Source organism: Burkholderia diffusa, assembly GCF_902499115.1.
In the GTDB taxonomy this organism is placed as follows: Bacteria; Pseudomonadota; Gammaproteobacteria; order Burkholderiales; family Burkholderiaceae; genus Burkholderia; species Burkholderia diffusa.
In genome coordinates, this window is sequence record NZ_CABVPN010000025.1 from 1 (window position 1) to 14,336 (window position 14,336).

The window sequence follows — 14,336 nt, forward strand, 5'->3', positions numbered from 1 at the left end:
CGCTGCTTTACCCGGAACGATTCAACATCGGAATCTGAGTCTTAACCCGCCTCACACACAAGATTCCGGATACCTCCCCGGAACCGCGCATGCGCCGCCTCGCGCCTTTAAGCTGCTCGCTCCACGACCCAGCGAGCCGAGCTCTAGCACGTCGTGAGTTGAACGGCGCGCCGCTTAGACTGCGTCGCGTACCCGCATGATCGTCTGGCGGCTCGTGCCAAATCGCCGAGCGAGCGCGGCCACGCTTGCCCCCGTGTTCAACTCGCGCAGCACGCCCGCCCGCTGCTCGTCCGACAGGGCGGACGGCCGCCCCATCGCCTTGCCTTCCGCCTTGGCGCGAGCGATACCAGCGTGCGTGCGCTCAATCAACAGATCCCGCTCGAATTCGGCCACTGCGTTCAACACCTGCATCGTCATCCGGCCGGCCGCGCTCGTCAGATCTACGCCGCCCAGGGCGAGACAATGAACCCGGATACCGCGTTCGGCCAATCCCTCGACCGTGGCCCGCACGTCCATCGCATTGCGGCCGAGTCGGTCGAGCTTCGTCACAATCAACACGTCGCCTTCTTCCATCTTGACGAGCAACTGCGCAAACCCCGGCCGCTGATCGGCGCTTACGCTCCCCGAAATGCTTTCCGACACAACGCGGCGCTTGTCGACCGAGAAGCCGGCCGCCTCGATCTCTCGTAACTGGTTCGCGGTGGTCTGGTCGGACGTACTGACGCGGGCATAGGCAAAGGTTCGAGACATATCGGGCACTCAATCTGTACGAAATAGATGTCCGAATGTAAGACAATGTCCAAAACATTTCAACCCTTATTTACGGACAGGGCAAAATGCCCCTGTCCGCAAGGGATCAGTTTCGGACAGATTCGGTCGGGCATAACTTGTGACCGGCGCGCGCTGTCGTCAGTCATTGCGCTTCACCAGAGGGACGCGTCCGAATGGATCGTGCAGCGGCGTCGCCTTGTCGCGGCGAGCCGGGACGCCGGCATTGTGATACCGGAGCACCGCCGCTACCGCACGCGCGGCCACCGAATAGGCGAGTCCCTGGGCGTGCTCGGCCTCACGATAGGTTGTGCCATCCACCAGTACCGCACGCGCCATCGTTCGCTTGCAGTTCTGACCAGCGATTCGAACTCGATTGCCGTGAGATGCGGCAAATAGGGGTAGGCCGTCGTCACTTCGCACCTGTATCCGGAGGATATGGATTAGACCGGCTCGCGCTCAGATCAGCGGCTGCGTGCCGGGCGTGGCCGCGCCTCGCCTCAGTTCCTGGCCGGTCTGCGCCGAACGGACCACCAGTTGGACATAGCTGTTCGTCGGCCCGTACGGTGCGAAGAACCGTTCGAGCAGTTTCGTGAACACGACCAGGCTAACTTCGCGCAGCGCGGTCTCGTCGAACGACAGCATGATTTCGATGCCGCGCACGAACGACGGAAACTGACTATCGAGCGACATCCATTTGATCGCCGGCTTGTAGTCCAGATCGGTGATCGCGTCGATGCAGCGCTGCGCGAGCGGTGTCGTGCGCACCGCGTGCAGCCGCATGAATGCTTTCAGGGCCGGCAGCCCGTCCCGCGTCAGATCCAGCGGATGCGGCGATAACGTCGACAGCACACGCCACAACGCGCCGTTGCCGCGCGGCAGCTCGGCCGTCAATGTCGGTCGAGTGATCAACTGAATCGGACAATCCAGCGCGTTGCTTTCGAGCATCAAATCGCCCACCGCATTGCCGATCGACAAGCGCGCCGGCAAGTCGCGATTTGTCACCGTCGTCACCACATCGATTTGAGGCAGCTTTGGCCGTGCCGACTGTCCGTCCAGCCCGACCAGCGACAGCATCATGGTTTGACGGCCGGGCGATCCCGCGTCGCGATCACGAAACGCGACCCAATAGACCGTCGCCGAATCAGGGCGTGGATCGTGACTCAGCGCCTGATAGGGTCGCACCAGGGTTCTAGGTCGATCACTATCGAGCGACACGTCCTCGTCTTTGTCCTTCTTGTTGGAGAGTTCGCCCAGATAGACCGCGTCGACCGAATACACGCCCAGCGGCGAATGTTTCGCCAGTCGCATGGGCTGAACCGGATAGGCATCCTGCCCCTTCAACACAATGGGCTGGGCCGGTTGTGAGAATAGATTCACGACGGGCGTGCAAAACAGCTTGAACGCCGTTGCGTCGACCGACGCGAGCGCCAGCGCAGCGATCGAATCGGCAGGTGTATCGCGCAATACGACATGCAAGGTCAGTTCCCGAGCTTCAGTGGCGCTTGCTGCCCGCCACACACGGCCGATGTCGAGATCGACAAAATCGAACAGCTCGGGAAATGCGAAGTATTCCAGCAAGTTGCGGTAGGTGGTCGCAGTGAGGCTGGTGGTTCGGCTGCCCGGCAGCAAGCGATCGGTATCGGCGAAACCGACCGGTTCAAACGGCACCTTCGATATGGTCCGCCAGCGCCCACATTGATCGACCTCAACATACGCGGCGGCCGCGCGCAGCAGCAAAGCATCCAGCAGCGACGAGACAAACGGCCGCTCGCCAGAAAGGTAGACGCGTATGGGGCCGTCAGTAATGGCCGCCGTGAACGGGCCGGCGGCCGGCGTGAAACTGATCGACAGCACGCCAGTTGCGTCGGCGGGCAATCTCACGGCCGACGGTGCCAGCGTCGTCGGTGCATACCGTGCGGACCGGATTTGTAGTGGCGAGATGGTCACGTCGTAGGCCGATCGGAATCGCACCGGGGCTGTGCGTGCATTCAACTCCACGCCACGCGGCACGACGACCGGCTCTGTTAGTTGACCGACGATCGCCCGTGGTTCGAATCGGACAATCGCGCACGATGGCACCGTGCGCAGATAATGCGGGTAGACAACCTCAAGCAACGCCTCGGTGAATTCGGGATAGTCGTCGGCCAGCTTCGAATCGAGGTGCGCGGCAAGAAACGAAAAGTTCTGAATCAGACGCGTCACATGCGGATCGTCGGTCCGGCCGCTCTGGATGCCGAGCCGAGCGGCGATCTTCGGATAGCGGATCGCGAAATCGCCCAATGCCCGCGCGAACAACCCGAGCTCGTATTCGTAATGCGACAGCAGGTGATCCATTCAGCTACAGTCCCAGTCGGTCGGGACGCACCAGCGTTGGGCCGACGAAGACGAGTTTGCGCAATGCCGCTTGTGGGCCGTATGGCTGCATCCGGAAGTGCGGCCGCCGCCAGTGGCCACTTATTTCGCGCTGCGCGCTGTCCGATGGGACTGATCCGGCTGCCTCGGCGTCGAGAATCGCGGGGCCGACAATATGTCGATCGTAGAGCTGTTCGATTTCCGCGAGTCGCTCCGCGCGCTTGCGCTTGCCGAGCCCCGGAAAGTGTCGCGGCGCGTTCGAGTAAGCGCGATCATGTACAACCTGCGCATGGCGCACGTTGAGGTACAGCATCATCTTGATCGCATAGTCCAGGGCGTCGCGCCAGAACTGCTGAGCGTCGGGCGAATCGGGCATTCCGTCAGCCGCAGGCTTGCGGAACAACTCATCCACAAGCTCACGGATCGTCTTGTCGGGGTCCTCCAGCGGCAGCGTAATCGAATCCATTACCGCCCCTTCGCTGGGACCCCCGGCCATTAACCATGTCGCGAATCCGATCGACCGCTCGTTTTTGAAAATCGCGATCGCCTCAATGTCGCCGGCTTGTTTCCAGCGGGTAGGTTCAGGGATGATGCATAGCGTATCAGTCGGCATCTTGAGCATGCCAATCGGCACATCCTCCGCGATATAGGCGGCGTCGAGCAGGCGGTGCAGTGGTGGAGTCGGCTCGTAAAAAGCTCCTTTGCGCACCTCGAATGCCAGCCACACGGCGCTGTATTGAGCGACCCCGGCGAGTACGTCAGCCGGGCGGCCGTCAGCGCCGTGCGGCAAGAGATCCCGCGTAAAGCGATCGAAATAGCGCGTCAGGCGCAGGATACCGTGCGAGCGCAGCATCTCGGTGAGCGTCGGCGACGCCACGCGGTCTGATGCGGCCCGCAGCGCGTCCCACGCGGCGAGCGCACCGGTAACCCGATAGCGAACCGGTCCAGGCAGGCGAGCAAGCTTCGGATCGGTGACGGCGTCGCCCGAGCGCATCAGCGCGGTAACAAGCCGCTGACGAATGTCGGCGCGCAACGCTTGACGCTGAGCGTCGGATATCAAGACGGTGTTGCGTGACGACGCGCCCATCAAACTTGCTTCCTTCATCCGCTCTACCGAACCGCTCATGCACGACACCTCTATTCAAGCGACGAAATCAGTCGCGCCCCGCATTCCGTCAGATCGTCGTGGAAGGCGACCGGCGTACCGTGGTGATTGCGCGTGCTGTTTTGCGGAATGATCCTGAACTGGCCACCGCACTGCGGACACCATGTCAGATGCCCCTTCAGCGCGACCGGAACGCCAAGCGCAGTCAAATCCTCGCTCGCGGTGATCACTTCGCCGCCATGGGTCGTCTTGTCATGCAAGCGAATCACACCGCGTCCGCTTTCGTCTTTCATATCAATTTCGCGCCGGGTTGATCTTGGGGGTATCGAGCCACGACGCAGCATAACGCGTCGCGTCGCCATCTCCAGTCCAGTCTTCGACGCGAGCCTTAGGATTGATCGGGTAGTCGCCGCGTCGTCGTGCCATCACTGTGTCGCTCCAACCGACCGGCGTGCCAGCTCGCGGTTGTATATAGGAATCGTCAGGCTTGATCTCACTGATGCGCTCAATCGATTTCGGCCAGATTGGATTCCTGCTGGTGACGTTGGCAAGGATGCGCATCACCGTGAAAATGAGTATCAACGGCATCATAACGACACGGAAAATCGCGGGCGCGTCCATCCCGATACCGTAAAGCGAGAATAGGAACGATTCGCGCGGCGTCTCGTTCTCCGTGTGAAACAACATCGGCTTGGGCAGACCGTTCGGCCCGTCGTTCATAAACTTGCACCAGTAGTTCCACTGAGCAAGTGCCAACTCAACCTCAGCGGCCGGCATCCATCCGCGACCGATCGAGAAGACCCGCGTCACATTGCCGTGGTCGTCGACCGTGTAATGGCGGATGTGGAATAGCTCACCGAAGGTCGACATCTCGCGATGCAGGCAAAAAATGGAATCGGACGACCAAGGGGCTTCCCACACCACATCACCTTCGCCTGGCCTGGCGAAGAAACGACGTTTACGGACTAGGTACAGCTTGCGCTCACCACGGTGAAATCGAATCGGACGATATCTAAGGCCAAAGAGCAGGCCGCGACCAGCGGCCCAAGCGCCCACTGCACACGCGATAGAAATCACGAGCGCCATAAAATTGAAAATAGTCATCCAAAAATCGGGGACGCTCGGGCCAGCATGCATTACATAATATATATACGGGCCGACACTTATACAAATAAAAGCAAACACTGCAGCAGTTATTGACCAATGTTTTTCCAACAGAGATGGCTCAGTAACGTCCATATAGGCCGAGTTGATCCGAAAGATAGTCCCCGAGTCTTGAATTTCTGGGCTAATTGGTTGATTAATTGAAAGCCTATGCATGAGGTCCCATTCTGGAATGGGCATCCCTACACATTTCTTCATCAAGCGCTCGTCCAAAATTACCCCCCAACCGCAGAGTTGAACGCCTTCAGTTCGTCTTCCAGCGTGCGGTAGTGCTCACCCGTGCTGAACCTGCATCGCTTGACCCAATCGCTTAGCTCGGATGACTTCAACATGGCAATTCCAATACTTATAGCAATACCCACAAGAAACACTAACCAGAAAGCGGGAACCGATCCCCACAGCGCGAAAAATGCAACATACATACCCAAGGACCCGTTCAAAAGATAAAGAGCAGCCAATGGGTATTCTTGGTTGTTCCGAGCCTCGGGGAAGTTCTTTGTTAGGTCGCCGTAGGCGAGTAATGCCCCCGCAAACGAACCCGCAAAGCGGCCCAAGCCAACGCCAATCTTCGCGTACCTGCCGGCACCCGCCCAATGCTCCAGCAGGTACGCGGACAGTGGATGCGGTTCCTCAGCCGCAACCTTGACAGTGCTCGAAATCGTTTCGACCACGTTGCCAGCGATGGCCGCGACACAGCACCAGAACTTCTTCTTGTTCTCCTCGTTACTAAACTGATCGCTGCTCGCCCAATCTTTGGCGGCAAAAGCAAAGGTCGCCATCTGGATAATCGCAGTCGCAACGCCAAGATTGAAGTCGGCCGGCGCTGACGAGCCCATCCATCGCTTCAGCGTCGTCGCGCCGGGAATCTTGACCTCCTGGATGAGGCCTTCCTCAAGCCTACCTGTTCGTTGGAGTGCATCGACATCCATTTGCAGCGCAATGACCTTGGAATCCGGCGCATTCGCCGCATTCAGGGTCTTGTGCGCGAGTACACCGGCCGCGCGCCGCTGCTGATTCTTGCTGCCCTCCAGGTCGACGCCCAGTTCCTCTGCTTGTTTGAGCATCCATTTCGCGAGCTGGTTTGTGCTGATCGTCTTCGGGTTGATTGAGACTCCAGCCTGGAGGTGCAAACGAATCATCATGAGCCTCTTGGCGGCTGACTCGCCGGCCTGGGCGAGAGTGGCAACGATGACATTGCCAACGGTCAGCATCAAGCGATCTCGCAACGGAACCTGGCCATGTTTGTCTTCGAATTTTAGGAACGACCCTTTGTAGATGTTCATGAAGCTCTCGTACTGGATGTCGGAGCCGTGGAGCTTCGGTCCTGCTGCGTTCATCAGATTATCCTGACTGAACAACAACCCGCGTGCTATCAGGTTCCTAGTGTTCGCAAGGTCTGCCTGCGACAACCAGTCGTTCACAACTTTCATGCACGCCTCTGTACCCACGCTTGAGCCGATCGCCTGCGAGCAGGATTCACTGTAAGCAAAGCCACTGCGGATGTCTTGCCTGTCGGTAATACCCGTCAACCAGTCGGAAAGCAGTTTGCTGCTCAACCAATCCGCATGAGCTTGTGCGAGCTTTTGCCATGTCGGGTGAAACGCGTCGAGCGCCTTTTTGTACTCGTCGGGGAAACGCTTGAGTGCATCCAGATCTAGCGCGGGAACTCGCTTACCATGCTCGTCGAGCTTGGTGCTGGCATCGACCCAAGCATCGTCCGCAGCCTCTTTTTTCGTTGTCGGCATATCGTTGACTTTCCGACTCCAATCGTCCATTGCCTTCTTTGTGCTGCCGGGCTTGAACAGACTGAGAATCATGTTGAATCCACCCGCATAATCCGGTACGCCCCTCGCGCCTACTGGCGGAGGAGATTTGCTATAAAGATCGGCATTTGCTTGCGCTGCGGCGGCGGAAGATCCGTATTTCAATTCAGCCATCTCACTCCCGCGTGCGCGAATCCCTTCCTTTGCCCGCTCTAACAATTGGGCAGTAGTGGCTTTCCAATACATCTTTTCGTCGAAGCCGTTATTCAGGCTCGGCACCGTCAGTTCGCTCAGATCGTTCGCGATGCCGACAGGATCGTTGACCGCCAGAATGAACCCTTTCTGGTTCGGCGTCGCACGCATCGCATCGATGATTCGGGGCGGCAGCTTCCGCTTCCCCTGAGTAATTTCGCTTTTCGGGTCCCGGTTGCTGTATCCGAACGCCTCTTTCATCGCCTGCTCGTTCATCGAAAAGTGCGCGATCTGCGTGTAGGCCGCTTCGAAGCTCGCCGCGTCATCGGCGGTACCCGCCAATACTTGCGCTACCTCAACGCATTGCATGTGCTGCTTGCGCCAACTTGCGTCGTGGATCTTGTTAAAAACAAGATCCTTGGTCCACCGTACATTGGACCAACCTATCCAGAAATTCATGCCCGCCGGGTTGTCGCAGCCGGGCGTATACTCGATGTCGACGCAGCGGCCAAGCGTTTCGAAAGACAGATCACCGGCATTTGCACATCCTTGAGTCATCAGATTCTCAGCATCGGCCGGCGGTGGTGTCGAGCCTGGCGGGAAGCTCCACATAATCCCGTCTTCCAGTACCGTGTAAGCACGCAGTCGCCGACGCCTTTCGTCATAGGTGTACAGATAGCCCGGTCGCAGTGCCCTGAGAGAATATTTGGCCGTCGCGACCGACTGGGGTGCACGACTGTCGATCTTGAAGTGACCAGACAATCCCGGGGCCTTAGCTGCGCCGCGCGGACATGCGACTGCGTACCGAACGGGGTAGAACAGCAACGACTTGCGATCACATAATGGACAGGTGGCGGTCATGATTCGGTCCTCTGCGCCTTTGACAAGCGGGATGATTGTTCGAGTTGTCGGAGTTCGTCGGGGGTAAAGAGCGACACAATCTCGGGCCACGTTATACGGCCATCGACCATTTCGGTTCTCGCCTGAACGAGTGTTGGATGCTGCTCAAATGCGGAGCCGTATTTCACGCAGTGCCAGGCATAGTCCGCTAGATCGTCTGCCTGCGTAAGCCCAAACTGGGCGGCATCGCCGAATAATCTATCGAGCGTGGCCGGCAGCGATGCAACCTCCTGAACTGGCACATCGGATAATCGATCGACCACTTGGGTAGCGACATCGCTGCGGTTGATGCGCGGCCATTGATCGTTGCGAGGCCACGCAGGCACGTGCCCTTCGAGCAGATCGGTCGCGACTCCTCGCCCCGAGATACTCCACCGGTGCCCTGCCCAGATAAATTGCCATGACTGGATCGGCCCCAACAACGCTTGTCGCTGCGCCGGATCGAAGGTTGCTAGAGTCAACGCCAGTACACGAGGATCGTAGAAACGCCAGAACACTGGCTTGCCATCCACACCGGGACCAACAAGGTAACGGGCGATATGCTCGACGAGCGATTCACCATCGAGATCGCTATCGAGCCACGCGCAAACGACGGGCGGACGGTCTCTGACGGTTTCTGCATCCCAGGCTTCGGTAACGATAGTCTGAGCTGCTTCATCAAGAGCGGCCACGTCAACGAGCCTTGGCATCAATTCCTCACGATGCGCGAGTACGTGGGGCGTGCAAGGACACATGTCAAGCGCAGCCAGTGCCGGCGCGTGGGCAAGCGTCGCCGGCTCGATCAGTAGGAAGCCGCGCGTCAGGGGTCCCGAAGGCTCGGAAACGGCCTGCATTGGCAAAAGGATTGTCGTCATCGCGTTACGTCAGTGAGATCGACGCATTACCAGCCTGCGCGGCACCGTCAGCCAATTGTGAGCACAAATCCGATCCAGGGAATTGCGCCGGCATGCTCTGCGGGCCCACCGTATCGTGGCTGCCCGCATGAATCTTGTTCTCGCCGGGCGTATAGCCGACAATGCCTTTCGCGCTGACTTCGAGCTGGCTGTTGCCGGCGGTCAAGCGAATGCCCTGCTTGGCAGTGATGTTGATCCAGTCCGTCGTGCTGATGATCGACAAGACCTTCTTCGCCAGCAGCTCCAGCTCGTCGTTTTCCGCATGCACCTGCACTTTGCCGCTCGCCGCGATCAGCTTCATCCCCATCTTGTGCACAAACAAGGAGAACTTGTCGGAGACGCTGGCGAAGAGCGATTTTCCCGTCGCGACTGACACGCTGTCGCCGGCCGTGACGGCCACGTGCTGGCCGCCAGTGACATGCGCCGTCGCGGGCGTCGTGACGGCGATGCCGGCCGCGCCGGCCAACAGCAGATGCGCTTCATTGAGTTCAGGGAAGTCGCCCTTGTCACTGCTGCCCGTCGCACCCGCGCCCTGGATACCATCCACCTGCGATTTCAGCGCGTCGGCGATCGGTGTCTGGTCCGCCCCGTTGTCCTGCGCCTGATAATGCTGGGCGAGCTTGCCAAGTTGCCCGTGTAACGTTTGCGCTTTGGTCAGGCGTGATGCCGGCTCTCCGATATCCGAGAGATGCCCCTGTGCGGCGGGACGCACCTCCGTGCTGATCACCATGCCCTTGCCGGTGCGGATCGCGCCGACCTCATCCGTACGCAGCTCGAAGCCCTCGCCGCGGGCATCCTTGCGCCCCTGCCAATCCTCGATTCGCTTGATCTTGCCGAGCGAGAGCTGGCTTGCCGCATGGTCGGACCGAAGCTGCACCTGAATGGCATTCGCCGTATCGTCGAAAATTAGATGATTGCTGCGACCGGACGAAGCGTTGCCGTCCGCACCGGTCAGCTCCCGGCTGCGAATGCCCATCAGCGCATTCTCGTCCGGCAGCTTCCACGACGGGACGTTGCGCGCGTTCATCACGCGGCCCGTAATGATCGGGTGGTCCGGATTGCCGTCGAGCCATTGCACGATGACTTCGGAACCGATGCGGGGCAGTGCAGCCACCCCTTGGCCGCCACCGGCCCAACCGCTTGCGACCCGCACCCACGTCGAATACTTGCCTTCGCGATCCCAATGGAATTGAACCAGCACGCGGCCGTGCTCGTCGGTGTGAATGCTCGTGCCGGACTGGCCGACGACGGTCGCCGTCTGCGGCGCGAGAATCTTCGTGTCGACGCTGTTGAAGCCGCGCCCGGGCCGCCACGGGGTCGCCTTGGGTACACACGTGAATTCATTGCGGTATTCCGCCAGCACCCCCGTGTCCTGCAAATAATTGTTGGTCGCCACATGCCGAACCGCGATGATCAGGTATTCGTCGTCGCTCTGATCGCGGCTTAGCGCTGAGCCATAACGGTCCGTCAACCGGAACCAGCGGCCCGGCTGCACGAAGCGATTGTTGCCCTTCGCATCGAAGCGTTTGATCGTCGCTTCGATTTCCTCCATCCGGCGGTTCGCGACCTGATAGCCGTGCTCCATGTTCCGATAGCCGTACGCGCCGGCGTACTCATTCCATTCAAGCTTCGGCAGCGCGGCTTCGGGGTTCAACAGGCTCGTTTGGACGTGGGTTGGCGTCGGGCTCTTGAAGTCGAAGCGTGACAGCTCCGCATGCGTCGACGTGGTCTGCTGGAACGGGGACCAGCTCAGAATGCTGTCCGATTCCTCCGCGCCCATGCCATTGTGAAAGCGGATTTCGTGAACCTTGCCGTCGATCGCGTGCGCGCGACGCGTCGGATCGGAGACGGTCAGCTTGTGCGACGTGGCCGTGTGCTCGTACCAGTACAGATAGCCCGCGTGTTCCCAGCGCCGATGAAGGTAATTGTGGTCGTCTTCGTCGAACTGGCAGGCCATCGTCATTCGCGGATCGTCTTCGCCGACCTGCCACGCCCATTCGGGTAACACACCGTAGTCCTGAAAGACCGTCGCGGTCTGGTCGTGAAGGTTCTGATCGAGGAACAGGCGATTGTGCTGGCTGTACTTCAGGTAGCGCAGCCACGGGCCGACGTGCGCCTCATAGAACACCCAGCCGCCGTCCGTGCGATCGTGCCGGAACGCGAAGATATGGCCGTTGAAATAGCGGTGGCTGCCGTCGCCGCGCGCCAAGCTAGCCGTCACGCGCTTGCCAATGAAATCGTTCGGCGCGAGGTGATCGTTGTCCGACAGGATTTCGATCTTGTACGCGAAATCCTTTGATAGCGCTTCAATCGCCTCGAATGCGTTCGGCAGCAGGATTCTGTAAGGCGCGTTATCGTCCGGAAAGCTGATTTGCACTTGCCGGTTGTGCTGCGGCCCCAGCGCAAGGTCTCTCAGGGCTTGTGCCGTGTTCTGCATTGTTCTTATCCGTTGATCCGGGCGCGGAGTGCCGCCGGGCCGCCCGTGCGCCCTTGAATGCACCGGCAAAGTGGGGCTGACAATGCGCATGCCCGTCCCGACGTGCCGCAATAAGCTCAGACGTATACCACAAAGGCCCGAGAAGGCCCACGGGGAGAATTGTTAGGGATGTTGAAAATGACTGGCAGCGGCTGAGTGATGCCACACGGCACCTCAACGAACTTAACGGGACACAACATCATCTTGATCCGGGCGGCGACCGGTCAATCGTACCGAAAGAGTGCTTTTAGGGGCGCACCCCATTCGATATAATTACGCCCTTGTCGGCACTCAGACGAACGCCTGTGGCCCTTATAGGCTATACGATTGGGGTAAAAAGCGCGGGAAGCTTGGTTCAAGCAGACTGCGCCAAGCCGACAGAAGAGGTGCCGGGAGCGTGCTACCAACACAACCCCCGGCGATTTTTTTGGCTTGGGAGCCTGTTCCGTGGAGGGAACACCACAGCTATCACATCTTTGTGGAAGATAGTGAAGCACTGTAGTCGATGCGAACAATAAGGGGGCAGGCGCGCCGCGTCAAGCCCTTGCGCGCGCCATGCGTGGATTTTCATCGCGTACGATTTTTCGATAGTGCTGTGATTTTATACAGTACTGTCGCCATTCCCTCTTTCGGAGCAGGCCATTTTCTAGGTGGAAAATGGTTTTCAAACTGCTTCGTCTTGTCGGCGTGCTCGATACCGTCGGCGTCAAGAAAACAACGCTGTATCGCTGGATTCGCGAGGGTAAGTTTCCAGCGCCGGTCCAGTTGGGTGCCAGGAGCGTCGGCTGGCGCGCCACAGACGTCCAACAATGGGTCGAATCCCGTCAGTCCACGCGGGGGCAGGCATGAGTGCGCACGCCCCGCTGATCAGTCGCGGCGGCCCGTATGGTCGAGCGATGGGCGCGGCCGTCACGGCCCGCGACGCTGCGTTCGTGCGTTGCCGCGATGCCCGACTCCGCAAGCTCGCCGGAATCCTTGATGACATCGAGGGGCGCTTTTGGAATCGTGGCGACGACGCCGGCAAGCTCGTCGCGATCGCCGTCACGCTCGCCTCGACGCTCGCGCTCGAAGCCCCGCACCTGACTGCAAAGCAACTTGGCACCGCCTGCGAGAAGTTCGTCCAGGCGATCGCCGCTGCTGAACAGGATTCGGCGAACTATCGTCGTCGGCAGTATCGACAGCTGCGGAAAGCCTATCGTGCGCTTTACAACGACATCGATGCGCAGTGCACGGACGGGACGCGCCGCTTGGAAGCTAGCGCCCTGCTGCGGGGCGTCGCGCTCGGCCAATCGCTGGCGCAGGGCAACTCGCGACTGGATATCGAACAGCTAAAGCTGGCGACCGCCGTACTCAAGGGGGAGGCCGTCTGATGCTCACCCAAAGTTGCTTTGCACTAGGCAATACACGGCGAGGGCGTCGCGATTTGCGTCGCCCAGTATCGCGCGGTATCCTGTGCGCGTCGCTGAGACAACAGCGACCGGGATTTGCAGCCCGACAGTTCCAAGGCGGACGACCGCCGCAGTGCGTTTTTTTTACGTCCGTGTGCCTTCGCGCGCCTCTACGATCAATGGGTGGGCGACGGTGGGGAGGCTTCGGCCTGCCGGTTCCCTTGGACGCCGGTCTGCAAACCCTGCCGTCTGCCCGCCCACCCCAATTTGCAGTGGGGAGCGGGTTCAACCCGTCCAAGGAGGTCGCACCCAATGCGCCAGTCCACGCACGCCCGTACCGGGCAGCAATCCCACCTCATTCGATCCATCGTCCGCACAGCACTGCGCGACGCGGCAACGGCCAACACGTATCAAGACGCGCTCGATGCAACGGGCGCGGCACTGGCAGCGATCGCGGCGCTCGTTCGCGCGGAGGTGCGTCATGGCTGACCTGCGCTGCAAGATTGGCGATCTGGCGATCGTCACGAAATGTGATGCTCGCTCGCGCATCGGCATGCTGGTTGAAGTGGCATCGGCTCGCCCGACGCGCGATCACGATTGGCGCGTGCGGATCTTGGGCGGCCCCGTCAAGGGCCGCAGTGTCTACGATCGGCGGTTCGGCGAGTTCACGCATGCAGCGGTCCACGACTGGAACCTCACGCCGATTCGCGGCGAAGCGGAGCTGGATTGCGCGATCGACGTCGGGCAACTCCTCGCGTCGATTCTGGAGGTGCGCCATGTCTGAATTCCGCCTGCCGAATGAAGTCACAATGATCGCCATGTGTGCGGCCCATCAATTCGCCCAGCTCGAAGCGCTGTTCGATGCTGTCCGTTCGCATCTTGCGGAGGGCACCTACGAGCGAGCGCTCGTCGACATGGGGCAAAGCGTCGCGAGCCGGTATTCGGCCGAAATGCGCCGTACTGCGCAGCCGGAGGTGTGCCATGACTGACCAGCGCATTCGAACCGCGGTTATCAATGGCTTCGATAACGCACCGCCACTCGATACCGGCGCTCCGATCGAGCTGCAATTCGCCGTCGACCTGGGCGCGATCTGCGCCGACGCATGGCTCGACCTGAAAGGCGACGTGCGCCTGCACGACTACGCGGCCCATCAGGCCGCCGCGTTCGCACGCGGCATGGAATCCGCCATGCAGGACGCTGGCGACGTCGACGCGCACCGCGTGACGATCAGCCGCCAAGCGTTCGCGGCCGGCCTGATGGGGCGCGTGCAACAGCACCTGTTCGCGGCGCTCGGCCTCGTCACGCGCGAACCGCGCACGACGCACTGACGG

At 60.2% G+C, this 14,336-nt stretch carries 15 protein-coding genes; 6 read left to right on the forward strand and 9 right to left on the reverse strand.

All coding sequences use genetic code 11. From position 1 onward, the window contains the following. Window positions 1-174: 174 nt before the first annotated feature. From BTE28158_RS23640 to BTE28158_RS23680, 9 genes are all read right to left on the reverse strand, one after another. Window positions 175-750 carry a recombinase family protein gene (locus BTE28158_RS23640; protein WP_151048990.1) on the reverse strand — a complete coding sequence of 192 codons (576 nt, stop codon included), beginning with the start codon at window positions 748-750 and terminating at the stop codon, window positions 175-177. Between the two features lie 159 nt (window positions 751-909). Beyond that, window positions 910-1,107, reverse strand: a complete 198-nt coding sequence (locus BTE28158_RS23645; RefSeq protein ID WP_151048989.1) for a hypothetical protein — start codon at window positions 1,105-1,107, stop codon at window positions 910-912. A gap of 120 nt (window positions 1,108-1,227) precedes the next feature. Next, the gene (tssF, locus tag BTE28158_RS23650; protein WP_151048988.1) at window positions 1,228-3,105 is read right to left on the reverse strand and encodes a type VI secretion system baseplate subunit TssF; all 1,878 of its coding nucleotides are present in this window, start codon (window positions 3,103-3,105) and stop codon (window positions 1,228-1,230) included. 4 nt (window positions 3,106-3,109) lie between these two features. Then, complete coding sequence (locus tag BTE28158_RS23655) at window positions 3,110-4,249, reverse strand: AcrVA2 family anti-CRISPR protein (RefSeq protein ID WP_151048987.1); 1,140 nt, start codon at window positions 4,247-4,249, stop codon at window positions 3,110-3,112. A gap of 11 nt (window positions 4,250-4,260) precedes the next feature. Further along, entirely contained in the window at window positions 4,261-4,521 is a 261-nt protein-coding gene (locus BTE28158_RS23660; protein ID WP_151048986.1) for a PAAR domain-containing protein, read from the reverse strand. A gap of 1 nt (window position 4,522) precedes the next feature. Beyond that, entirely contained in the window at window positions 4,523-5,332 is an 810-nt protein-coding gene (locus tag BTE28158_RS23665; protein ID WP_239007382.1) for a DUF6708 domain-containing protein, read from the reverse strand. Between the two features lie 275 nt (window positions 5,333-5,607). Beyond that, the gene (locus BTE28158_RS23670) at window positions 5,608-8,208 is read right to left on the reverse strand and encodes a T6SS effector BTH_I2691 family protein (RefSeq protein ID WP_151048984.1); all 2,601 of its coding nucleotides are present in this window, start codon (window positions 8,206-8,208) and stop codon (window positions 5,608-5,610) included. After that, window positions 8,205-9,101, reverse strand: a complete 897-nt coding sequence (locus tag BTE28158_RS23675) for a DUF4123 domain-containing protein (RefSeq protein ID WP_239007383.1) — start codon at window positions 9,099-9,101, stop codon at window positions 8,205-8,207. Before BTE28158_RS23675 ends, BTE28158_RS23670 begins: the two co-directional genes overlap by 4 nt. A gap of 4 nt (window positions 9,102-9,105) precedes the next feature. Next, entirely contained in the window at window positions 9,106-11,577 is a 2,472-nt protein-coding gene (locus BTE28158_RS23680) for a type VI secretion system Vgr family protein (RefSeq protein WP_151048983.1), read from the reverse strand. A 696-nt stretch (window positions 11,578-12,273) separates the two neighbouring features. Between BTE28158_RS23680 and BTE28158_RS23685 the strand changes: the two genes are divergently transcribed. The 6 genes from BTE28158_RS23685 (at window position 12,274) to BTE28158_RS23710 (ending at window position 14,333) form a co-directional block, all read left to right on the forward strand. Continuing rightward, on the forward strand, window positions 12,274-12,465 hold the full coding sequence (locus tag BTE28158_RS23685) for a helix-turn-helix transcriptional regulator (RefSeq protein WP_058039768.1): 192 nt from the start codon (window positions 12,274-12,276) through the stop codon (window positions 12,463-12,465). Continuing rightward, the gene (locus tag BTE28158_RS23690; RefSeq protein ID WP_151048982.1) at window positions 12,462-12,986 is read left to right on the forward strand and encodes a hypothetical protein; all 525 of its coding nucleotides are present in this window, start codon (window positions 12,462-12,464) and stop codon (window positions 12,984-12,986) included. The genes BTE28158_RS23685 and BTE28158_RS23690 overlap by 4 nt, the downstream gene beginning before the upstream one ends. A gap of 330 nt (window positions 12,987-13,316) precedes the next feature. Then, the gene (locus tag BTE28158_RS23695; protein WP_151048981.1) at window positions 13,317-13,493 is read left to right on the forward strand and encodes a hypothetical protein; all 177 of its coding nucleotides are present in this window, start codon (window positions 13,317-13,319) and stop codon (window positions 13,491-13,493) included. Further along, the gene (locus BTE28158_RS23700) at window positions 13,486-13,788 is read left to right on the forward strand and encodes a hypothetical protein (RefSeq protein ID WP_151048991.1); all 303 of its coding nucleotides are present in this window, start codon (window positions 13,486-13,488) and stop codon (window positions 13,786-13,788) included. The genes BTE28158_RS23695 and BTE28158_RS23700 overlap by 8 nt, the downstream gene beginning before the upstream one ends. Further along, window positions 13,781-13,993 (forward strand): hypothetical protein, encoded by a 213-nt coding sequence (locus tag BTE28158_RS23705; protein ID WP_151048980.1) that lies wholly within the window; start codon window positions 13,781-13,783, stop codon window positions 13,991-13,993. The genes BTE28158_RS23700 and BTE28158_RS23705 overlap by 8 nt, the downstream gene beginning before the upstream one ends. Next, window positions 13,986-14,333 (forward strand): hypothetical protein, encoded by a 348-nt coding sequence (locus BTE28158_RS23710; RefSeq protein ID WP_011545898.1) that lies wholly within the window; start codon window positions 13,986-13,988, stop codon window positions 14,331-14,333. Before BTE28158_RS23705 ends, BTE28158_RS23710 begins: the two co-directional genes overlap by 8 nt. The last annotated feature ends 3 nt before the right edge of the window (window positions 14,334-14,336 follow it).